This is a genomic window from Rhodococcus sp. 11-3, assembly GCF_023704055.1.
Lineage (GTDB): Bacteria > Actinomycetota > Actinomycetes > Mycobacteriales > Mycobacteriaceae > Rhodococcus > Rhodococcus aetherivorans.
Genome location: NZ_CP080406.1, coordinates 5,015,601 through 5,037,587 on the forward strand (window position 1 = coordinate 5,015,601; position 21,987 = coordinate 5,037,587).

20 protein-coding genes and 1 tRNA gene are annotated in these 21,987 nt (G+C 70.3%); 10 read left to right on the plus strand and 11 right to left on the minus strand.

The genetic code is table 11. The features are described from left to right. Positions 1–40: 40 nt before the first annotated feature. On the minus strand, positions 41–658 hold the full coding sequence (locus tag KZJ41_RS23065) for a TetR/AcrR family transcriptional regulator (protein WP_006947584.1): 618 nt from the start codon (positions 656–658) through the stop codon (positions 41–43). Positions 659–748: 90 nt separating this feature from the next. Between KZJ41_RS23065 and KZJ41_RS23070 the strand changes: the two genes are divergently transcribed. After that, on the plus strand, positions 749–1,570 hold the full coding sequence (locus KZJ41_RS23070; protein ID WP_006947582.1) for an oxygenase MpaB family protein: 822 nt from the start codon (positions 749–751) through the stop codon (positions 1,568–1,570). On the opposite strand, the gene KZJ41_RS23075 is transcribed toward KZJ41_RS23070, so the two are convergent. Further along, complete coding sequence (locus KZJ41_RS23075; RefSeq protein ID WP_006947581.1) at positions 1,521–2,804, minus strand: triacylglycerol lipase; 1,284 nt, start codon at positions 2,802–2,804, stop codon at positions 1,521–1,523. The genes KZJ41_RS23070 and KZJ41_RS23075 overlap by 50 nt on opposite strands. Before the next feature lie 221 nt (positions 2,805–3,025). Between KZJ41_RS23075 and KZJ41_RS23080 the strand changes: the two genes are divergently transcribed. Further along, a tRNA-Gly gene (locus tag KZJ41_RS23080) sits at positions 3,026–3,096 on the plus strand. A 73-nt stretch (positions 3,097–3,169) separates the two neighbouring features. Here KZJ41_RS23080 and KZJ41_RS23085 read toward each other — a convergent pair. The 8 genes from KZJ41_RS23085 to KZJ41_RS23120 form a co-directional block, all read right to left on the minus strand. After that, a complete protein-coding gene (locus tag KZJ41_RS23085; RefSeq protein ID WP_373566449.1) occupies positions 3,170–4,366 on the minus strand; it encodes a YeiH family protein in 1,197 nt (398 codons plus the stop codon). 313 nt (positions 4,367–4,679) lie between these two features. Then, a complete protein-coding gene (locus tag KZJ41_RS23090; protein ID WP_006947579.1) occupies positions 4,680–5,714 on the minus strand; it encodes an AraC family transcriptional regulator in 1,035 nt (344 codons plus the stop codon). Positions 5,715–5,936: 222 nt separating this feature from the next. After that, positions 5,937–6,761, minus strand: coding sequence for a poly(3-hydroxyalkanoate) depolymerase (phaZ, locus tag KZJ41_RS23095; protein ID WP_251549672.1), 825 nt, complete (start codon positions 6,759–6,761; stop codon positions 5,937–5,939). Beyond that, positions 6,758–7,210, minus strand: coding sequence for a MaoC family dehydratase (locus tag KZJ41_RS23100; protein WP_006937051.1), 453 nt, complete (start codon positions 7,208–7,210; stop codon positions 6,758–6,760). The genes phaZ and KZJ41_RS23100 overlap by 4 nt, the downstream gene beginning before the upstream one ends. Positions 7,211–7,237: 27 nt before the next feature. Further along, entirely contained in the window at positions 7,238–8,944 is a 1,707-nt protein-coding gene (locus tag KZJ41_RS23105; protein ID WP_251549674.1) for an alpha/beta hydrolase, read from the minus strand. Continuing rightward, positions 8,941–10,458: a long-chain fatty acid--CoA ligase gene (locus tag KZJ41_RS23110; protein WP_006937054.1), complete on the minus strand. Its 1,518-nt coding sequence runs from the start codon at positions 10,456–10,458 to the stop codon at positions 8,941–8,943. Before KZJ41_RS23110 ends, KZJ41_RS23105 begins: the two co-directional genes overlap by 4 nt. After that, entirely contained in the window at positions 10,455–10,682 is a 228-nt protein-coding gene (locus tag KZJ41_RS23115) for a hypothetical protein (protein ID WP_006937055.1), read from the minus strand. The genes KZJ41_RS23110 and KZJ41_RS23115 overlap by 4 nt, the downstream gene beginning before the upstream one ends. Then, positions 10,679–11,824, minus strand: coding sequence for an acyl-CoA dehydrogenase family protein (locus tag KZJ41_RS23120; RefSeq protein ID WP_006937057.1), 1,146 nt, complete (start codon positions 11,822–11,824; stop codon positions 10,679–10,681). Before KZJ41_RS23120 ends, KZJ41_RS23115 begins: the two co-directional genes overlap by 4 nt. Before the next feature lie 629 nt (positions 11,825–12,453). On the opposite strand from KZJ41_RS23120, the gene KZJ41_RS23125 reads away from it, so the two are divergent. The 8 genes from KZJ41_RS23125 (at position 12,454) to KZJ41_RS23160 (ending at position 20,430) form a co-directional block, all read left to right on the plus strand. After that, on the plus strand, positions 12,454–13,428 hold the full coding sequence (locus KZJ41_RS23125) for a quinone oxidoreductase (RefSeq protein WP_006937059.1): 975 nt from the start codon (positions 12,454–12,456) through the stop codon (positions 13,426–13,428). A gap of 56 nt (positions 13,429–13,484) precedes the next feature. Then, entirely contained in the window at positions 13,485–14,381 is an 897-nt protein-coding gene (locus KZJ41_RS23130) for a TauD/TfdA family dioxygenase (RefSeq protein ID WP_006937061.1), read from the plus strand. A 60-nt stretch (positions 14,382–14,441) separates the two neighbouring features. After that, the gene (locus tag KZJ41_RS23135) at positions 14,442–15,494 is read left to right on the plus strand and encodes a 3-keto-5-aminohexanoate cleavage protein (protein ID WP_006937062.1); all 1,053 of its coding nucleotides are present in this window, start codon (positions 14,442–14,444) and stop codon (positions 15,492–15,494) included. A gap of 153 nt (positions 15,495–15,647) precedes the next feature. Next, entirely contained in the window at positions 15,648–17,003 is a 1,356-nt protein-coding gene (locus KZJ41_RS23140; protein ID WP_006937064.1) for an MFS transporter, read from the plus strand. Further along, positions 17,000–17,596, plus strand: a complete 597-nt coding sequence (locus KZJ41_RS23145) for an alpha/beta hydrolase (RefSeq protein ID WP_006937065.1) — start codon at positions 17,000–17,002, stop codon at positions 17,594–17,596. The genes KZJ41_RS23140 and KZJ41_RS23145 overlap by 4 nt, the downstream gene beginning before the upstream one ends. Positions 17,597–17,746: 150 nt before the next feature. Next, on the plus strand, positions 17,747–19,687 hold the full coding sequence (gene ftsH, locus KZJ41_RS23150; RefSeq protein WP_251549676.1) for an ATP-dependent zinc metalloprotease FtsH: 1,941 nt from the start codon (positions 17,747–17,749) through the stop codon (positions 19,685–19,687). 47 nt (positions 19,688–19,734) lie between these two features. Further along, entirely contained in the window at positions 19,735–20,001 is a 267-nt protein-coding gene (locus tag KZJ41_RS23155) for a hypothetical protein (RefSeq protein WP_029545826.1), read from the plus strand. Positions 20,002–20,028: 27 nt separating this feature from the next. After that, positions 20,029–20,430 carry a TIGR03668 family PPOX class F420-dependent oxidoreductase gene (locus KZJ41_RS23160; RefSeq protein ID WP_251549679.1) on the plus strand — a complete coding sequence of 134 codons (402 nt, stop codon included), beginning with the start codon at positions 20,029–20,031 and terminating at the stop codon, positions 20,428–20,430. Between the two features lie 35 nt (positions 20,431–20,465). Here KZJ41_RS23160 and KZJ41_RS23165 read toward each other — a convergent pair whose 3' ends face one another. Further along, positions 20,466–21,878 carry an alkaline phosphatase PhoX gene (locus tag KZJ41_RS23165; protein WP_251549680.1) on the minus strand — a complete coding sequence of 471 codons (1,413 nt, stop codon included), beginning with the start codon at positions 21,876–21,878 and terminating at the stop codon, positions 20,466–20,468. Positions 21,879–21,987 lie beyond the last annotated feature (109 nt).

The following is a 21,987-nucleotide window of genomic DNA, read 5'->3' on the forward strand; positions in this document are numbered from 1 at the left end:
GGTTGTCAGCCGCGCCGGATGTCCGTCGCCGCCGGTCGCGTCAGCGGGCCTGCGACGACATCGTGAGCAGAAAATCGGTGCAGGCCTCGATCACCTCGTCCTGGCTCAGCGGGCTGTCGCCCTCGAGCCACGCCGTGAGCACCTGTGCGAGGCCGCCGACGACGAAGTGCGCCGCGAGGTCGAGCCGGGGCGTCGAGCTCACCTCGAAGAAGTCCACCGCCTGCGCCGTCACCAGCCCGGCGAACATGCGCGACGACTCGAGTCGCCGGCTCACCAGCTGGGGGTTGGCCTGGCTGACGGAGAAGATCAGCCGGCCCATGCGCGGGTCCTCGGCGACCTCGCGGACGATGTTCTCCACGCCGGCCCGGACCACCGACCGTTCGTCGCGCGGTGCCTCCGTGACCGCGCGCAGGGTGCTCTCGGCGATCCGCTGGATCACGTGGTCGTACACGGCGACGGTGAGTTCGTCGCGGTCGGGGAAGTTTTCGTAGAAGTAGCGTGAGGCCAGGCCGGTGCGCTTGCACACGCCGCGGACGGACAGGGTGTGATCGCCGTCGGGTCCGCCGAGGATGTCGAGCCCGGCCTCGATGAGCTGCGCCCGCCGTTCCGCCTGCCGCTGTTCTCCCCCGCGTCCCCCGTAGAGCCGTCCTGTCACCATCCGTCCATCTTCTCAGGAGAGCTCTTTACCCCGATCATATATGTGACTACAGTCGTGTTCACATATAGGACGGACGAAGGGATCGACCTCGTGACCACCCTCGAGAAGCCTGCCGAGTTCGACGACGTCATGGACGGCCTCGGCCTCATGGCCGGCGCGGCGAACGTCATCATGCAGCTGTCCCACCCCGGCGTCGGCTACGGCGTCGTCGAGAGCCGTGTCGCCTCCGGCCGGCTGTTCGACCATCCGATCAAACGCACCCGCACCACCCTCACCTACCTGGCGGTCGCGGCCACCGGCACCGACGAGGAGAAGCAACTCTTCCGGCGCGCCGTCAACACCGCCCACCGCCACGTCCGCTCCACCGAGGCGAGCCCGGTCGAATACAACGCCTTCGACCCCGAACTGCAGCTGTGGGTGGCCGCGTGCATCTACCGCGGCTTCGAGGACGTGCACCACGCGCTCTACGGACCGATCCCGGCCGAGGCCGTCGAGTGGTACTACCGCAAGGGCGCCACCTTCGGCACCACCCTGCAGGTCGAGCCCGACATGTGGCCGATCGACCGCGAGGCGTTCGAGGAGTACTGGAACGAAGCGCTCGCCAAGGTCGACATCGACGACGTCGTGCGCGACCATCTCTACGCCATCGCCGCCATGCGGTTCCTGCCCCGCCCGATGTCGCTGCTGTTCGGCCGGCTCAACCTGTTCCTCACCGCCGGCTTCCTGCCGCCGATGTTCCGCGACCGGATGCGGCTGCCGTGGAGCCCGCGCGACCAGCGCCGCTTCGACCGGCTCATGCGCACCCTCGGGGCGGTCAACTCGCGGCTCCCGGTGGCGCTGCGCGAAGCCCCCTACCGGCTGCTCATGGCCGATCTGCGCCGGCGGATCCGGACGGGCCGTCCGCTGGTCTAGCCCCTCCGGGGCCGGTACGCAGCCACATCAGCAGCTGCCGGTAGACCTCGTCGTCGTTGAGCAGCGTCAGATGGTGCGCCGGCGCCCGGTGCATGCCGTCCTCCATGCGGAAGCCGATGCGCCGGGTCCGGCCGTGCCCCGACGCGCTCGGCACCAGGACGAGTCCGTCCCCGAGCAACCGCCCCAGCGGATGAGCCGGGCTGCGCGTCAGGGTCGCCGACACGAAGCAGTGCATCGCCCCGTCGAGCAGGGGCACCTCCCGGCACACGGCGCGGCGCAGGTCGTCGATGCCGCGACCGGACCAGTCCTCGTCCACCACGGCGCCCTGGTTCAGGTCGCGGATGCCGGCGCTGCGCCGTCGCAGCAGCGTCCCGAACGGCCGCAGCTCCGGGACTGCGACGAGCGCGGCGCTCGCGTAGTGCACCGCCTGCTCGAGCGGCGCCCCCAGATGCGGGGATCCGAGCGAAACGACATGGCGCACACGATGAGTCCACGCCGCATCGGTCTCGGTGCCGTAGAAGCAGGCGCTGCGCGCGACGAGCCCACCCATGGAATGGCCGATCAACGCGAGCTGCTCGACCTTGCGCGGCCACGCCCGCACGAGCGCGTCGAGCAGCGCCGACAGCTCCCGACCGTTCGCGGAGATGCGCCGGCCCGTGTTGTAGCGGACGAACACGGACGTGCAGCCGAGATCGTCGACGAGTCGTTCGCCGTAGGTGCGGCGGCCGCCGAACCGCCACGTCGTCTCGGTCTCCATCAGACCGTGGACGAACACCACCACGCGGCCCGTCGCGTGCGGGAACGCGCGGGCGAGGCCCTCGGTCGTGAGTGGCACGGCCCGGCTGTCCACCCGCACCGACATCGGCAGCGCCAGCGGTGAGCCCTCGGCCTCGAGGACGTCGCCGATGAGGCCCTCGACCGCGGCGATCGTCATCGCCCCGCGGACGCTCTCCGACGGCAACCGGTCGCCGGTGGACTCCGCGAGCCCGAGCGCGGCCAGCTTCCCCGTCGCCGCGGCGGCACCCCTGATCGCGGAATAGACCCCGTCGGCGATCGCGTCGTGCGCGGCCTTCACCGCGAGCGCCGGCGTCCCGACGCCCAGTGCGACCGCCCCGAACACCCGGTCGGAGATGCTGCGGTGCATCGCCTGCACGCCCCCGGTCGCCGCGCCCACCTCGTCCAGCAGCAGCCGAGCCAGCTCGGACGCCTCGGACCGCTCCCCCGTGGCCTTCATGCTCCCAGTGTGCGGGTGCGACGCGCCGCTGTCGCGGCGGGTGCGAGCGGGAGGTTCCGGCGACGAGGGGGTGGTTCCGGAGGCCTCCACTCGGCGTTTGCCGCAACAACCTCCCCCTCGAAACGGAACGCTCCGGGGTGGATGTGACGTCGTCCGTGCGGAGTCTGCTACAGTGTGCGACGAGCGTGGACGGAGCCGAGAAATCGGCAAAAGCCCAGCGTGCCGATGTAGTTCAATGGTAGAACATCAGCTTCCCAAGCTGAATACGCGGGTTCGATTCCCGTCATCGGCTCTCCCGAAGGCCCCGGCCCGCGCATCGCGCAGCCGGGGCCTTCGTCGTCGGCGGGTCGGCGCCCACATACCGGCTAGCCGACCAGCAGCACCCCGGTGAGCGCGGTCGCGGCGACGATGATCGTCGAGGCGGCGGCGAGAGCGAAGGGCCGCCACCCGACACCGCGCAACACGGACAGCCGGACCCCGGTGCCGAGCGCGAACATCGCGGCGGTGAGCAGCGCGGTCTGGGTCAGTCGCGCGGCGTCGAGCCACCCCGGTCCGAGAACACCGGTGGCCCGCAGCGCCACGCAGGCGAGGAATCCGACCAGGAACAGCGGCACCAAGGGCGGTCGCCGCGTCTGCGTGGGCGTGGCGGTGCGGCGTCGTGACGCCACCCCGATCCACGCGACCACCGGCGCCAGCAGCGCCACCCGGGCCAGCTTGACCGTCACTGCAATGGCCAGGGCACCGCCGCCCACCGCCGCGGCCGACGACCCCGCGTCGAGCGCGCCGCCGGCCGCGACCACCTGCGCCACCTCGTGAATCGCCGCGCCGGCCCACATTCCCGCCTGTGTCGAGTCCAGACCCAGGGCGGCCGCAGCCGCGGGAAGAGCCGGAATCATCACGGTGCCGAAGACGACGACCAGCGCGATGGTGGTCACCAGTTCCCGCTTACGTGCGTTCACCACGCCGTCGACCGCAGCCGCGGCCGCGGCACCGCAGATCGAGAAACTGCACGCGATCAGGAGCCGTTGCGTCCAGCCGATCCCGAGCAACTTTCCGAGCGCCATCGACCCGGCGATGCCCAGCCCGACCACGGCAGTGACCACCGCGAGCGTCCCCCACCCCAGTGCCAGCACGTTCGGCAGCAGCAGTTGCAGACCCAGCAGCGCGACTCCGATACGGAGCAGCCGCCGCGAGGCGACGGTCACACCCGGTTCGAAGACCGCCGGCAGCGTTCCCAGATTCGCGACCACCGCGCCGAGCAGGATCGCGATCAGCAGAGGGCTGATCCCACCCAGCACGCGTGCCGCGACAACTGCCACCGCCGCCGCGGCGGCAGACAACACCAATCCGGGCAGCGATGCACGCGCCCGTTCGAGCGCGACCTTCCCGTTGAGCCGGGTGCCGCGGCCGCCGCTGCGCCCGTCTCCGCCTCGGCCGCCCGACTCGGCCTGGCCGGTCCCCACCCCCGCAGCCGGCCGCGTATCCGCTCCGCCCGACGTGTCGTGGTCGGGATCCCTGCGGTCGGACTCCGCGGCCGCGGTAGCATCCAGCACGCTGCACACTCTCCTTCTTCGTCATGTCGGCCCGGCATCCCGGCCCGGTCGAGGTATTCGACGTGGGGTCGGGTCCGTCAGGCTCGGTGGGTGACCGAGATCTGTTCCACGTCGGTGCATTACGGACACTTCGCGGTGACCGGCTCGCCGGGATCAACGTCGCCGCGATCGAACGGGCCACGGTCACCGACCCGGCTGGGGACCTCCCCGCAGGGCCTGAATTGCGACGCACCTCACGGTATCCGGATTCGGCAGGGCATACTGTCCCTATCGGGACACGGTGTATTCGATATGGGACACCGCGTTCGCGCGGATGCCGGTGTCATACCAGCGCGTTCCCGGCCTGCACGGCGGTGTCCGTCCGGTGTTGGGCGCGCCATTGCCTTGGGCTGCAGTCGAATTCGTTGCTGAACCAGCGGGAGAAGTTGCTTGCCGAGGAGAAGCCGAGCAGATCGGCGACCTCGGTGAGCGAGTAGCGGCGGCCGGCGACGAGGTGTTCGGCCAGGTCCACGCGGGTGGCGGTGAGCACCGCGGTGTAGTTCTGCCCCGCCTCGGCGAGATGGCGGTGTACGGTGCGCCGGTCGACCCCGAGGCTGCGGGCGACCTGCTCGACCGAGCATCGCCCGGTGGGCAGCAGCAGTTCGATCAGCTCGCGGACCCGGGTGACGGGCGTCGCCTCGGGCCGGGTGTCGATGGTGTCGAGGAATTGGCGCGCATACGGGCCGATCGAGGGACCCGACATGGCGTTGGGAGCGTCGAGATCGCTTGTGTAGAGGACAATTCCGGAGAACTCCTGGTCGAACTTGACCATCGGGCCGAACGCCTCGAGGTGGGCGCTGGTGTCCTCGGGGGCGAAATGGGTGAAGCAGACCGCCAGGGGCTGCCAGCGGCCGCCGCGGAAATCGCGTAACAGCCCGTGCAGTACCCCCATCGCCAGTTCCGTGGCCTGCCGGGTGTCGGCGGGTTCGCCCAGCTCGAGCCCCACCCGGATCGTCGCCACGTCCTCTGCCTCGACCAACCGCAGCCGCAAAGCCTCGTTGTACATGTGCTGATAGCGCATCAGGAACTTCAGCGCACTGCGGACGTCGGGTTCCTCCCGGATGACCAGGCTCACCGGGCCGAGGCTGGCAAAGCGCCGACGCTCGACGAGCCGCAGCGCGAAGTCGGGGCAGCGGGTCGCGGCGGCCGAGCGTTCCAGCAGGCGAGCGATCGCGACGGCGGGGATCCACCGGTCCGGCAGCCCCAACCCGGCGGGATCGAGCCCGACGCTGCGCAGCAGTGGCGTCGGATCCGTGCCCAGCGACGCGCACAGGTCGGCGTACCCTGTGATCGCGGCGTAGCGGGCCAACGGCTTCATGTCCGGCCCCACCTCTCGCCCCGGAGAGAACACCTATGTCACCTCAAGATACGCTCGATCGGGCGGTGAGACACGCCCCGGATGGCGCCGATCGAAATCGCCGCCGGGGGACACCGATGATCACGTACGCCGTGTCGCACCGACGGCTGTTCGGCAGCGCGGGGACGGTCCCCCGCGCGGGCGGCGGCCGCGAGTGCGTGCGTCGGCGGTCGTGGGTGATCGTCATCGTCGTTGTTCGGGTTCGTGGAGGAAGGCGTCGATCACGGGGGCGAGTCTGCCGGCGTTGGTGATCGGTTCGATATGTCCGCCGTTGTGCAGGTACAGGGTGGCGTGGGGTAGGAGTCGGTGCAGGATGTGGGCGTTGACGATCGGAACGATGGGGTCGTCGGTGCCGGCGACGATCAGGGTGGGTTGGCGGATGAGGGGAAGCATCGGCAGGCTGGTCCACACGGCGCCGGCGAGCAGCTGGTGCAGGTAACCGATCGTCGATCCGGCGTGGGTCTGGGTGTCGAAGAGGGCGGCGATGTCGCTGCCCTGGTTTCTCGCGGTGCCGCCGTAGATCTGGCCGGCGATCGCTGCGGTGTGATCGGGGTCGGTGAACCGGCGACCGGTGAGCATCTTGGCGAGCACCCGGGGATGTCCGGGCACCATGAGCGCGCCGGTGGCGGTGGCGACGAGCACGAGTCGCCGGCACCGGCGCGGGTTCTGGAAGGCGAACTGCTGGGCCAGCGCGCCGCCCCACGACAGGCCGAGTACGTCCACCATGCCGATACCGAGCCGGTCGAGGACCCGTCCCAGCAGCCGCGCGAGGTAGCCGAACCCGTAGGGCGCGAACGAGGTCCGCGACCCGCCGGCGCCGGGGACGTCGAACCGGACGATCGTGGTGGCCGGGTCGAGGGCGGCGACGAACGGGTCGAGCACCTCGAGCCCGGCGCCGATCCCGTTGCACAGCACCAGCGGCACCCCCGACCCGCGCCGGATGTGGACCCGGATGCGTTGCCGGCCCACGGTGAGGGTGCGCTGCGTGGTGCGAGCGTCTCCGGTCATCGGTAGACGACGACGACCTCGGCGACGCACACCGGCCGCGTCCCGCCCCGGATCTCGTAGGTGAGGGTGAACACGGCCTCGATGCCGGCGGGTTTCTCCACTGCGGCGGTGAGGGTGACGGTGGCGCGCAGTTCGGCTCCGACCGGGACCGGCGCGGGGAATCGGACCTTGTTCACCCCGTAGTTCACTGCCATCCCGAGGTGGTCGATGGCGAGTACCTCGGCGAGCACGATCGGCGTCAGCGACAGGGTGAGGTAGCCGTGCGCGATGGTGGTGCCGAACGGTCCGGCCACCGCCCGGTCGGGGTCGGTGTGGATCCACTGGTGGTCGCCGGTGGCGTCGGCGAACCGGTTCACCTGCTCCTGGGTGATCTCGCGCCAGTCGGTGCGGCCGAGTTCGTGCCCGACCAGGTCGAGCAGTGCTTTCGGGTTGTCGAGTGTGGTGGTCATGATGTCGCTTCCTGAGGTCGTGGTGGGTCAGATGTGGTGTACGTAGGTGCCGGGTGCGGGGTCGAGCGGGGAGTGGCCGGCGCCGCCGAGCGTGGTGGGTGCGGCGACGGTGGCGCCGCTGCGCGCGGCGAGCCAGGTGGTGTAGTCCGGCCACCAGGAGTCGCGGGTGACCGTCGCGCGGTCGAACCATTGCTCCGGGGTGTCCTCGTCGACGGGCCCGACCCGGAAGGACGCCTTGGGGTTTCCGGGTGGGTTGACCAGCGCGGCGACGTGCCCGCTGGTGGAGAGCACGAACCGGGTGTCGGCGCCGCCGAGCAGGGCGGCGCTGCGGTGGCAGGACTGCCATGGCGAGATGTGGTCGGCGATGCCGCCGATCACGTACGCGTCGGCGGTGACCGCTCCGAGGTCGATCGGGGTGCCCAACAGGTCGATCGTGCCGGGGGTGGCCAGCGCGTTGGTAGCGCCGATACGGACCAGGTCGCGGTGCAGGCCGGCGGTCATGCGAGTGGTGTCGGCGTTCCAATGCAGCACGTCGAACGGCGCGGGCGGGCGGCCCTGCAGGTAGTTGTTGACCCAGTAGCGCCACACCAGGTCGGTCGGGCGCAGCCAGGCGAACACCTCGGCCAGCTCGTCCCCGTCCAGGAAGCCCCTGGACTGCGAGCGTTCGATCGCGGTCTCGGCGGTGCGTGCGTCGAGGGCGGCGGCGGCGAACCCGGCCTGGGCCTGGTCGAGCACGGTCACCGCCAGGGTGAGCCCGGCAACCCGGTCGCCGTGGCCGGTGGCAGCCAGGTACGCGGCGGTCGTCGCGGCCAGGATCCCGCCCGAGCAGCTGCCCTGCAGATGCGTGCGGTCGGTGCCGGTGATCCCCTGGACGGCGTCCATCGCCTCGAGGATCGCGCCGCCGTAGGTGTCGAGGTCCCAGTCCCGATGCTCGGCGTGGGGGTTTCGCCAGGAGATGGCGAACACCTGCTGGCCCTGGGCGACGAAGTACTCGATCATGCTGCGACCGGGGGCGATGTCGGTGATGTAGTACTTGTTGATCACCGGCGGCACCATCAGCAGCGGCACCTCGCGCACGGTCGCGGATTGCGGAGCGTACTGGATCAGCTCGAACACCGGGGTGCGCAACACCACTGCCCCGGGTGTGACCGCGACGGTCTCGCCGAGGGTGTAGGCGCCGTCTTCGATCATCGCCGGCACCCGCGGCTTGGTGGCCATGTCGCGGGCGAACGCGCGCGCCCCGCGCAGCACGGACAGGCCGCCGGTGTCGATGAGCGCCTTCCACCCGAGCGGGTTGAGCAGCGGATTGTTGCTCGGCGCGAGGCCCTCGACGAGGTTGTCGAGCACGAACCGCATCCGTTCGGTGTCGCGCCAGTCCAAGCCCGCGTCCGCGAGCAGGGCATAGGCGGTGTCGGCGGTGGCGAGGTAGGCCTGCATGCTGCGGTGCAACCAGGGGTTGTTCTGCCACGCCGGGTCGGCGAATCGTTTGTCGCCCTTGCCGGGTGCGCGGTCGGCGCGGCCGGCGGCGACCGCAGCGAGTTCCTTGGCCAGGTTTCCGCCGCGGTGCGCGAGCGTGCCCGGGCGGGTGGCCAGCCCGCCCGCGAGCCGGGCCCAGGATCGGTTGGGCAGCATCCGGCCGGCCACGCCGCGGGCCGAGCCGGCCAGCAGCAGGTCCAGCGGCGCGGCGAGCTCGTCGGGGCGGTGTGCCGGCTTGGTGGTGGTGGTGGTGGTCATGATCGGTTGCTGCTTTCGAAGGTCGGGATGGTGATGTCGCGGCGCAGGATCTTGCCGGTCGGCCCCTGCGGCAGGGTGTCGAGGATCCAGATGTGGCGCGGATACTTGTAGGCGGCGACCCGCTGTTTGACGAATGCGACGATCTCGGCGGGATCGGCGCTCGCGCCGGGCTTGAGCGTGACCGCGGCGCCGATCTCCTCGCCGAGGCTGGCGTGCGGGATGCCGACCACCGCGGCCTCCGCCACGGCAGGGTGCTCGTAGACGACCTCCTCGACCTCGCGGGGGTAGACGTTGAACCCGCCGCGGATGATCAGGTCCTTCTTGCGGTCCACGATGTAGAAGTAGCCGTCGGTGTCGATGCGGCCGATGTCGCCGGTGGCGAACCAGCCGGCCGCGTCGATCGCAGCCGCGGTCGACTCGGGCAGGTTCCAGTAGCCCTTCATCACGTTCGGTCCCGCGATCTGGATCTCGCCGGGCTGGTCGGCCGGAACCTCGGCACCGGTGCCGTCCACGACACGCATCCGCACGCCCTCGATCGGGGTGCCGATCGAGCCGGTCTTACGGACGCGGTTCGGGTGGTTGAACGAGGCGACCGGGGAGGTTTCCGACAGCCCGTAGCCTTCCAGGATCACCGCGTCGAAGGTCCGCTCGAAGTCGGTGAGCACTGCCACCGGCAGCGACGCGCCGCCCGAGACGCACACTCGCAGGCTCGCCGTCGCCGCCGCGTCGAGTTCCCCGGCGACACCGAGCATCGCGGCGTACATGGTCGGCACGCCCTCGAACACGGTGACCCGGTCGCGGGCGATCACCTCGAGCGCGACTCGCGGGTCGAACCGCGGCACCAGTGTCAGCGTGGCACCCACGAGGACCGAGGCGTTGAGCCCACAGGTGAGCCCGAAGACGTGGAACAGCGGCAGTGCGCCCATCACGACGTCGTCGGGTCCGATCTGGATCAGGGTGCGAGCGGTCACCTCTGCGTTGCCGGCCAGGCCGGCGTGGGTGAGTTCGGCGCCCTTGGGCTTGCCGGTGGTGCCCGAAGTGTGCAGGATCACCGCGGTGTCCTCACCCGCCCGCGCCACCGGCGCGGCCTGCGTCGGCAGGTCGGCGGTCAGCCGGGCGAGGTCGTCGTCGTCGACCAGCCACAACCGGGCGTCGGCCGCGTCGGACGCGGCGCGGGCCTGCTCGGCGAACACCGGGGTCGCGAACAGCGCCGACGCGGCGGTGTTGGTCAGGAAGAACTCGATCTCGCGGGCCTTCAGCAGCGGGTTCATCGGCACCGCGATCGCGCCGCGCCGCAGGATGCCGTAGAACACGATCGCGAACGCCGCGGTGTTGGGCAGCATCACCGCGACCCGGTCACCGGGTGCGATCCCGGCCCGCTCGAGCAGGGTTGCCACCCGCGCCGCGGCCGCGTCGAACTCGGCGAACGAGAGCGTGTCCTCGCCGCACCGCAACGCGGTCTTGCCGGGGTAGTTGCGCGCTGACACAACGAGATTGGTACTGAGATTGGTCATGCTGTGGTTCTCCGGTGTGGTTCGAGAAAGGGGTCGTGGTCGGTGGTCGTCTCCGAACCGGCGTGGGGCCGAAGGGGCACGCACAGCGCCGGAGCCCAGCGAATGGAGCCGAGCACCCCGGTCAGCCACGCGATGCGGGCGGCGGCGTCGGACCGGGTGCGCGTCAGCCGGGCGAGCCACTCGGTGGGTTCGCTCGCGTGGGTGGCCGGCGCGGTGATGCTCACAGTCCGAGGTCCCGTCCGATGATCTCCTTCATGATCTCGTTGGACCCGGCCCAGATCTTGGTCACCCGTGCGTCCTTCCACGCCCGCGCGACCCGGTATTCGTTCATGAACCCGTAGCCGCCGTGCAGCTGGACGCAACTGTCGAGGATCTGGTTCTGCACCTGCGAGCTCCACCACTTGGCCTTCGCGGCGTCCACCGCGGTGAGCCGCCCCTCGGTGTGTGCCTGCACGCACCGATCGACGAACGCCTGCGCCACCTCGAGCGTGGTGACCAGTTCGGCGAAGAGGAACTTGTTGTACTGGAACGAGCCGATCGCCTGGCCGAACGCCTTGCGCGCCCGGGCATAGTCGAGGGTCTCGGCCAGGATCGCCTCGGCGTGCGCGAGATTCGACACCGCCGCGCAGATCCGTTCCTGCGGCAGCATTCGCATCATGTGCGCGAACCCGCCGTCGACCTCGCCGATCACGTTCGCCGCCGGGACCCGGACGTCGGTGAAGAACAACTCGGCGGTGTCGGACTCGGGTTGGCCGACCTTGTCCAGCTTGCGGCCCCGTTCGAAGCCCGCCGTGCCGGTCTCGACCGCGAACAGGGTGATGCCCTTGGCCTTCTTCTCCGGACTGGTCTTCGCCGCCACGATCACCAGGTCGGCGTGGTAACCGTTGGTGATGAACGTCTTGGACCCGTTGAGGATCCAGTCCTCCCCGTCGCGTCGGGCGGTGGTCTTCAATCCGGCCAGGTCCGAGCCCGCGGCCGGTTCGGTCATCGCGATCGCGGCGACCAGTTCACCGGTGCAGAACCCCGGCAGCCACCGCTGCTTCTGCTCCTCGGTGGTCAGCTCCACCAGATACGGCGCCACGATGTCGTAGTGGATGCCGAAACTCGACGCGATCGCGGCACTCACCCGCGAGAGTTCCTCCCCCACAACCGCGTTGAACCGGTAGTCTCCCGCCGCGCTGCCACCGTACTGTTCGGGTACCTCCAGACCGAGCAGGCCGAGCTTGCCCGCCTCGATCCAGATCTCGCGGTCGATGAACCGCTGCTCGATGATCCGCTCGTGCTCCGGAATCAGGTGGCGCTGCGTGAAGTCACGCACCGTGTCACGAAAGGCGAGGTGGTCGGCGGTATAGATGGTCCTGGTCATCGATCTTCCTGAGGGGTGGCGACGGGTGTTTTCGAGCACGTCGGGCAGGTGGCCGCCTCGGCCGGCTGCATCGACGATCCCGGTGCTGGGGACGTGGCCCGCGGAGTGCGGGACTCGATCGAGAACCCATGCGGGTCTTCGGCTTGCCACTCCACGGTAGCCGAACCGCACCCACCGTACTTATCTCATCGGGTCAGCAGACTATTCGTATCGGGACAGGGTTGATGGCGCACAGACCACACCGCCTGCAGTCCACGCGAATCCGATGAGCACCGTTGTCGCACACCGACGCCGCCCCGGTCGGCTCGATCGACCGACACCGTCCCACACCATCACGCCCTCGCATCCGGGATGCAGCCGGCTCGAACCCGGCGGGATGCACCTCCCGGGCCGGCGAGACCGCTGGATCGCCGCAGCGTCCCGAAGCGAATATTTGGAGTCCCGCCAGGATAAGTATCCATGGGATGGTCCGACTAGAGTTGGGTTCATCACAGCACGGGCCACTCGGTGACCGCCCTCACAAGCCGAACCGGCGCACCCGAGTGAATCCAAAAGCTGTTCCACAGCACAACGTTTCGGATCTCCGAGTCGTCACGACGCGAGCACCCGGGACCGAGAAGGAGAATACCGTGGCGAAGGCCGTTCGTTTCTACGAGACCGGTGGACCGGAGGTCCTGCGGTGGGAGAACGCCGAGGTCGGGGAACCCGGCCCGGGCGAGGTCCGGATCCGCCACGGTGCGGTCGGCCTCAACTTCGCCGACACCTACTTCCGGACCGGGCTCTACCCGGCCGCGTTGCCCGCCGGCATGGGCGTCGAGGCGGCGGGTGTGGTCGAGGCCGTCGGCACCGGCGTGTCGCACGTGCGGGAGGGTGACCGCGTCACCTACACCGGCAGCCCGCTGGGCGCCTACAGCACCGAGCGGGTGATGCCGGCCGAGCACCTGATCACGCTCCCGGGCGGGATCGCGTTCGAGACCGCGGCGTCGATGACCATGCGCGGGCTCACCAGTGCGTATCTACTGCGGCGCATCGTCGCGCTGGACGCCGGGGACACGGTGCTGCTGCACGCCGCCGCAGGCGGGGTCGGCTCCATCGTCACTCAATGGGCGAATCTGCTGGGCATCAACGTGATCGGCACCGTGTCCAGCGACGCGAAGGCCGAGATCGCCCGCGCCAACGGCTGTGCACACGTGATCGTCTACACCCGCGAGAACGTCCCCGCCCGGGTCCGCGAGATCACCGACGGGGTCGGAGTGCCGGTGGTGTTCGACAGCATCGGCGCCTCCACCTTCGCGACCTCGCTCGACTCGCTGGCCCGCCGCGGCCTGCTGGTGTGCTTCGGCACCGCGTCCGGACCGATCCCGCCGATCGACGCGATGTCGCTGGCGGTGAAGGGCTCGCTGTTCGTGACCCGTCCCGCGCTGGCGGACTACATCGCCGACCCGGCCGAGCGGGCCGAACTGGCCGGCGAGGTGTTCGGCCACGTCGCCGCCGGCCGGATCCGCATCGACATCAACCAGCGCTACGAGCTGGCCGACGCGGTGACCGCACACCGCGATCTCGAGGCCGGCGCCAGCATCGGCACCTCGGTGTTCACCCTCTGAACCCGGCGAATACCCGACACCGTCACCGAACCCCAATTCTTCTAGGAGACAACGCAATGTCTGTCACGATCGAGATGCCCCGGCGGACACGGACGGTGACCCCGTTCCGGGTCGAGCCGTTGACCGCCACGATCGGTGCGGAGCTGTTCGACGTGGACCTGGGCGAGGTGTCGCGCGACGACGCCCTGTTCGCCGAGCTGCGTGCGCTGCTGCTGCGTCACAAGGTGCTGTTCCTGCGCGGGCAGGACTTCACCCGCGCCGAGCACGTCGCGCTGGCGGAACGGTTCGGCCCGCTCGAGGATCACCCGGTGGCCGGCAGCGACCCCGACCATCCCGGGCTGGTGCGGATCTACAAGGACCTCGACAGCGCGCCGGAGCACTACGAAAACGCCTACCACTGCGACGCCACGTGGCGGCAGAACCCTCCGATGGGTTCGGTGCTGCGCGCCGTGGAGATCCCACCGGTCGGCGGCGACACCGTCTGGGTGAACATGGCGCAGGCCTACACGCGGCTGCCGCAATCGGTGAAGGACCGGATCGACGGGCTGCGCGCCCGGCACAGCATCGAGGCCAGCTTCGGTGCGAACATGCCCCTCGAGGCCCGGCACGCGCTGCACGAGCGGTTCCCCGACGCCGAGCACCCGGTGGTGCGCACCCATCCGGAAACCGGGGAGAAGATCCTGTTCGTCAACGCCTTCGCCACCCATTTCGTCAACTACCACACCCCCGACAACGTCCGCTTCGGCATCGACTACGCCCCCGGCGCCGGGGATCTGCTGCGCTACCTGATCAGCCAGGCCGCGATCCCGGAATACCAGGTGCGGTGGCGCTGGACCCCCAACAGCGTCGCCATCTGGGACAACCGATCCACACAACACTATGCGGTGCAGGACTATTGGCCCGCAGTACGCAAGATGGAACGCGCCGGCATCGTCGGCGACGCCACCTTCTGACCCCTCCCCCGTCCCGTTCACCCTCACCAACCCCACCACAACTCTGATCGGAGCACCACCATGCACTTCCACGACGACGCCCTGTTCCCGGAGAACCAGGAGAAGCTGGTCATCACCGTCGCCCCCTACGGCCCGGAGTGGGACATCGACGACTTCGCCGAGGACCTGCCACTGACCATGGACGAGCACGTGCAGAAGGCGGTGGACTGCTACGAGGCCGGCGCGACCGTGCTGCACATCCACGTGCGGGAACTCGACGGCAAGGGCTCCAAGCGGCTCTCGAAGTTCAACGAGCTGCTGGCACGGCTGCGCGAGGCGGTACCCGAGATGATCCTGCAGGTCGGCGGCTCGATCTCGTTCGCACCCGAAGGCGAGGGCGCGGACGCGAAGTGGCTCTCCGACGACACCCGCCACATGCTTGCCGAACTCGACCCCAAGCCCGACCAGGTCACCATCGCGATCAACACCAATCAGATGAACATCGTCGAGCTGATGACCGCCGACGACATCGCCGGCACCTCCTTCGAGCGCCCCGAGGTCTACGACGCCTACCGCGAGATGACCGTCCCGGCCGGGCCGGGCTGGGTCGAGGAGCACCTGCGCCGGCTGCAGGCCAACGGTATCCAGCCGCACTTCCAGCTCGCCAACATCGCCCAGCTCGAGACCGTGGAGCGGTTGATCCGTCGCGGCGTCTACACCGGCCCGCTGATGGTGACCTGGGTCGGCATCGGCGGCGGCTTCGACGGTCCCAACCCGTACAACATGATGGAGTTCATCCGCCGCACCCCCGACGGGGCGGTGCTCACCCTGGAAACCCTGATGCGCAGCGTGCTGCCGGTCAACACCATGGCCATCGCGATGGGCCTGCACGCCCGCTGCGGCACCGAGGACACCCTGTGGGGCCGCAAGGGCGAGAAGATGACTTCCGTGGCGCAGGTCGAACAGCTCGTCCGCATCGCGAACGAACTCGGTCGCGAGGTCGCCACCGGCAAGGAGGCCCGCGAGATCTACAAGCTCGACGAGCACTACACCAGCGCCGAGGAGACCCTCGCCAAGATCGGCTTCGCGCCCAACCGCCGCCCCGGCCAGCGCGGCTTCACCCAGCACGCCTGACGCAGCATCCGCGTGACCCGCGGGGCGTGACACCACGCCCCGTGCCGCGCCCCCGGGGCACGCGGAACCCTTTCTCCCACCGGCCGTCAGCACCACAAACTTCACCCCCAGCCATCGCGCTCCTCCCCACCCCACCCGAGGTTTAGGAAGATCATGTCCTCTCTCACCCCCACCGCGCCGGAGCGGACCGCGACCGTGTCGGCGCCGTCTCGCCGCAGCGGGCGATCCCGGTTCTACCCGTGGCTCGTGTTCGCACTCACCTTCGGGCTGCTGCTGTCGGACTACATGTCCCGGCAGGTCCTCAGTGCGGTATTCCCGTTCCTGAAAGCCGAATGGTCGCTGTCGGATTCGCACCTCGCATCGCTGAACAGCGTGGTCGCGTTGATGGTCGGGTTGCTCACCCTGCCGCTGTCGATGCTCGCCGACCGGTGGGGCCGGGTGCGCAGCCTCGTCGTGATGGCCGCGTTGTGGAGCGTGGCGACCCTGCTGTGCGCGGTGGCGGGCTCCTACGAGCAGATGCTCGGCGCCCGGTTCCTGGTCGGGGTCGGTGAGGCCGCCTACGGCAGCGTCGGTATCGCGGTCGTGCTCAGCGTGTTCGCGCCGCGGCTGCGGGCCTCGCTCTCGGGTGCGTTCATGGCCGGCGGCTCGTTCGGGTCGGTGATCGGCGTCGCATTCGGCGGGGTCATCGCCGTGCAGCTGTCCTGGCGCTGGTCCTTCGCGTCGATGGCGATCTTCGGGCTGATCCTGGTCGCGCTGTTCTGGGCCCTGGTCAGCGAGCGCAAGCTCGCCCGCCACGCCATCGACGACGACACGAACACCACCCACACCGAGGCGCCGGGCCCGGTTGCACGTGCCCCGATCTCGAGCCTGTTCACCAACCCCGCGGTGCTGTGCGCCTACATCGGCGGCGGGCTGCAGATGTTCACCGCCGCCGCGCTGATGGCGTGGCTGCCCAGCTTCTTCGGCCGCTCCTACGGGCTGGCCGCGGACAAGGCCGCCGCGATGGCCGCGGTCTTCGTGCTGCTCATCGGCGCCGGCATGATCGTGTGCGGCATCGTCGCCGACCGGGCCGCCCGCATCGACCCGGCCCGCAAGTGGACGGTCGCGATCGCGATCAGCCTCGCCGCCGGGGTACTGCTGATCGTCGGGTTCCGGCTGCCGGTCGGCACCGCCCAGCTGGTGCTGCTCGGACTGGGCGCGTTCTTCTCCGCCGGCTCCACCGGCGCGGTCACCGCGATGGTCGCCAACCTGACCCACCCCACCGTGCGGGCGTCGGCGTTCGGCACCACCACCCTGGCCAACAGCCTGCTCGGGCTGGCCGCGGGCCCGTTCGTCGTCGGTGTCCTCGCGGACAGGATCAGCCTCGCCAATGCTCTGCAACTTGCGCCGCTCGTCTACCTGGGCGCGGTCGCGGTGCTGCTGGCCGGCAAGCGCGTCTACCCCGCCGGCGTCCGCAAGCTCGCCACCCTGTCCGCCACCCCCGCGCAGCAGACCGGAGCCGACAAGTGAGCACCCTCGATACCACGACCGTGGTGATCGTGCCGGGCCTGCGCGGCCACGTCGCCGAGCACTGGCAGACCCTGCTCGCCGCGCGGCTGCCGAAGGTGACCACGGTCGAGCCGCTGCAGCGCGACAAGTTCGGTCTCGCCGCCCGCGTCGCCGCCCTCGACGAGGTCGTCGCCGGCACGACCGGCCCGGTGCTGCTGGTCGCGCACAGCGCCGGTGTGATGATCACCGTGGCGTGGGCCCAGCGCCACGACCACCCCGTCGTGGGCGCGTTGTTGGCCACCCCACCCGACCTCACCGTCGCGCTGCCCGCCGGCTACCCCACCCCCGAGCAGCTACGCGACAACGGCTGGTATCCCACCCCGCGCACACCGCTGCGGTTTCCCAGCATCGTCGCCGCCAGCAGCAACGACCCGCTCTGTGGGTTCGACCGGGCCGCCGCTCTCGCGCGGCACTGGGGCAGCAGACTCGTCGACGCCGGACCGGTCGGGCACCTCAACCCCGCCGCCGGCTACGGCCACTGGCCCGCCGCCGAGGACCTCGTCCGTGAACTTGCCGAGGCACCGCCGCCCCGACCGGTCCCCGTCCGGGCCTGAGCCCCGGACCGTGGCGGCGAACCCTGCGATACCGACGTCGAGGTTCGCCGCCACGCTCCACAGTCTCTCGTCGATCCTGCTGACACGGGTGAGGACCTCCGTGCGTCCGGATACCGTGGATCCGACACGGACAGGTCAGGAGAGCGCCGAATGATCACACGGACCAGGTTCTTCTCCGTTCACCACTCACGGTCGGCGCGATCGGGGCCTCCCCCGGACCCGCCGCCCCCGCCGGCGCCGTCCTCGGGCCTGTGGTGGCAGCTGGTCGCGGTCGCCGTCCTGCTCGGCGGCCTGGTGGTCGCCCTGGCCCTGCAGACCCCGACCTCGAGCACCCTGACCTACAGCGACTTCGTGGACCGGGTCGATGCGGGCACCGTGGAAGAGGTGACGATCGACGACAAGGGATCGGTCTACGGAACACTTTCCGATGGAACCGAATTCGTCACCCAGCTACCCACCGCGCTGGACCTCGCCGGGCTCGACAACAAGCTGCAGGCGAAGCAGGTCCGGGTCAGCGCGGAACAGACCGACGACAGCCCGTGGGGGGCGATTCTGTTCAGCATGCTGCCCTTCGTGGTGTTCGCGGGACTGCTGCTGTGGCTCGGCCGCCGGGCGCAGCGCGCATTCAGCGGCGGCGCCGGCGGTATCGGGGGCATCGGAACGTTCGGCCGCTCGAAGGCCCGGGTGATCGAGGCGAACCGGCCGACCACCCGCTTCGCCGACGTCGCCGGATACGACGGCGTCAAGCAGGAGATCAGCGAGGTCGTCGACTTCCTGCGGGATCCGGAGAAGTACGCGGCCGCCGGCGCGAAGGGTCCCCGCGGCGTGCTGATGATCGGCCCGCCGGGCACCGGCAAGACGCTGCTGGCCCGCGCGGTGGCGGGTGAAGCAGAGGTGCGCTTCCTGTCCGTCACGGGCTCGGAGTTCGTGGAGATGTTCGTCGGCGTCGGCGCCTCCCGCGTGCGGGACCTGTTCGAGCAGGCCCGCAAGAGCCCCCCGTCGATCATCTTCATCGACGAGATCGACGCCATCGGCAGCAAACGCGGCGTCGGGACCTACGCCGGAAACGACGAGCGGGAGCAGACGCTCAACCAGTTGCTGGCCGAGATGGACGGCTTCGATCAGAGCGTCGGCATCGTGGTGCTGGCAGCGACGAACCGCCCGGAGGCGCTCGATCCGGCACTGCTGCGGCCGGGCCGGTTCGACCGCACGGTGGTCATCCCCCTGCCTACCCAGTCGGAACGGGCCGCGATCCTCTCGGTGCACCTACAGGGCAAACACCTCGGGCCCGACGTCGATCTGAGTGTGCTCGCGCGGGCCACCCCGGGGTTCTCGGGTGCGGATCTGGCGAACCTGGTCAACGAGGCCGCGATCAACGCCGTCCGCGACGACCGCACCGTCATCTGCGCCGACGACTTGTCGTCCGCGCGCGACCGCCTGCTGCTCGGCCGCCGCGAGAGCGCCAACGCCCTGCTCCCCGAGGAACGGACCTCGGTGGCGGTGCACGAATCGGGTCACGCGCTGCTCGCGGCCCTGTGCCCGCACGCCGACCCGGTGGCGAAGGTGACGATCCTGCCCGCGGGCATGGCGCTGGGATCGACCCAGCAGCTCCCCGAGGTCGAACGCCACCTCTACAGCGAGGGATATCTCAACGATCTGCTCACCGTGCGGGTGGGTGGGCGGGCCGCGGAGATCGTCGTGTTCGGGGAGGGCTCGACCGGCGCCGCCGACGATCTGAGCGGCGCGACCCGGATCGCCGTGCGCATGGTGCGGGAATTCGGGCTGTCCGAAGCGTTCGGCCCGGTGGGGTACGGCTCCGGCGATCCCAACTACCTCCATGCCGACACCAGCGACCGGAGCCTCGTGCGGCCCTACTCGGAACACACCCAGCAGCTCGTGGACCGCGAGGTCGCCCGGCTGCTGCGGGCCGCCGAGGAACGGGCGGTCGCGCTCCTGACGCAGCATCGGACGGCGCTGGACCGGCTGGCCGCGATCCTCGTCGAGGAGGAGACCGTCGACGGCGACGTCGTCCTCGATGTGCTTCGGGCGGAAGCGGACACGGCCCGGCCGCAGCGCCTCGGCAGCACCTGAGGAATGCGCCCGACATGATTCGCCGCGCCGCGGGGAACCCGGTCCCCATGGCACCTCTCCCCGACCCCACGACGGCACGGCACTACCGCATCCACGAGACTCCCGACGGTCACCGTTGGGTGATCTGCACCCACGACCCGTCGCTGGGCATCGATTTCGGCCCGGGACCGGAGGCCGAGTCCTGGGCGCGGGAAGCCTGGGCCGACCTGGAATCCCCGCCGCCGCAGAACCAGTACAACTGGCGGCCGGCGCCGCCGGGCCTCGCGGGCTCGCGGTTCGGCCCCGACAGGCGGATCCCCGGACCGAGAAGGTGACGGCCGGCGGGCGCCTACCGTGGGGGTGTGGACGCACGCGCTCTCGTCACCGCCGCCCGCGTCGCACGGCTCGCCACCGCCGGGCCCGACGGGCGCCCGCACCTCGTCCCGATCGTGTTCGCGCTCGCCGGCGACGTCCTCTACACCTGCGTCGACGACAAACCGAAGACGACGCGCCGGCTGCGGCGCCTGCGCAACATCGAGGGCAACCCGCACGTCACCGTGCTCGTCGACCACTACGAGGAGGACTGGACACACCTGTGGTGGGTACGCCTCGACGGCACCGCCACCGTCCACGACCCGCGCTCCGCGGTCGGCACGGCCGGTCTCGATGCGCTCGCCGTCAAGTACGCGCAGTACCGGGCCGCCCGCCCGACCGGGCCGGTGCTCCGGATCGCCGATCTGCGCTGGCGGTCCTGGTCCGCCTGACACGCACGGCCCGCGGCGCCGCGCGGGCCGTGCGATCAGTTGATCGGACGACGCCACGGCCCGGTGATGGCAAGGACCAGCCCGGGCGACTGGATGTTGACGAACAGGGTCTTGCCGTCGGCACTGAACGCCGGTCCGCAGAACTCGCTGTCGTTGAGTTCGTTGCGGGCGATGGCGAACGGCTGTCCCTCGGCGGTGACGCCGATGAGGTGGCTGATGCCGTCGCCGTCCTCGGCGAGGATCACGCCGCCGTACGGCGAGACGGTGATGTTGTCGGGACCGTCGTAGTTGCCGGTGTCGACGGACGGGTCGGGGTTGACCCCGAACAGCGTCTTCAGCGTGACCGTCTGCGAGGCCGGATCGTAGAACCACACCTGGCCGTCGTGCTCGGCGACGCTGCCGTCGCCGGTGCGGGCGTAGCTGGCGACGAAGTAGGCGCCGCCGTCGCCCCACCACTGGCCCTCGAGCTTGCGACTGCGGGTGACCTCGTCGGCGGCGAACTGTGCGCGCACCGGCGTGGTGGCGGCGTCGCGGTCGGGGACGTCGACCCACTCCACCGCGTAGCGCACGCCCGGCTCGGTGGCCTGCGACAGGTCGGGCACGTGCGTGCCGCCGTCGAGGCATTTCATCGCCTGCAGGCTGCCCGCCGTGTCGCCGCCCGGCGACACGGCGAGTTCACGCAGGGCGCCCGGCCCGCCGCGGAAACCCTGCGGCGGCGTCCACCGGAAGAACAGGCCGTTGGGCTCGTCGGCGTCCTCGGTGAGGTAGATCGCGCTCGATGCCGGGTCCACGGCGACGGCCTCGTGCGCGTACCGGCCGAGGAACTTCAGCGGCACCGGGCTCTTGCCGCGGTTGGCTTCCTGGCTCGCGGGGTCGACCTCGAAGACATATCCGTGGTCGAGCGTGAATCCCTTGGAGCCGGCGCGTGCCTCGGTTTCCTCGCACGTCAGCCACGTGCCCCACGGGGTGATTCCGCCGGCGCAGTTGTTCACGGTGCCGGCCAGGCTGACGTACTGGCCCGTGCGCTGCCCGTTCGGCCCCACCGTGACGGTGGTGGTGCCGCCTCGGGCGCCGGGGTCGTAGGTCAGGCCGTCGACGACGGGCACGCCGAACGGCTCGTCCTTGCCGATCTCGTGGTTGGTCACGATCGTGGAACCGTTGCCGTGCGCGAACACGCCGTTGGCGTCGGGATCGCTGGGGACGGGCGTGCCGTCGTCGAGGGTCGTCTCCCCGGAGCGCGACACCACGGTGTACGAAAAGCCCACGGGCAGGGCGAGAATGCGGTTGGGATCCGGAACGAGCGGGCCGTAGCCGATCGCCGTGCCGGGCACGGCGGACGCAAGTCCGGGGCGGACGATCGCCTCGACGCTGCCGGCGAGGGCCACGCCGAGTCCGGCCAGCGCGGTGCGTCCGAGGAACCCGCGGCGATTCAGTGGTGCCGTTGTCACTGTTTCGATACCTCCATCGATCCGGTCGAGTCCTTCGGACCGTAGGTTCCGGAAAGCCCGGTTCGGTGGCCGGCGCGTGACCCGGAACTGAACCGGACGCGAACGTCGC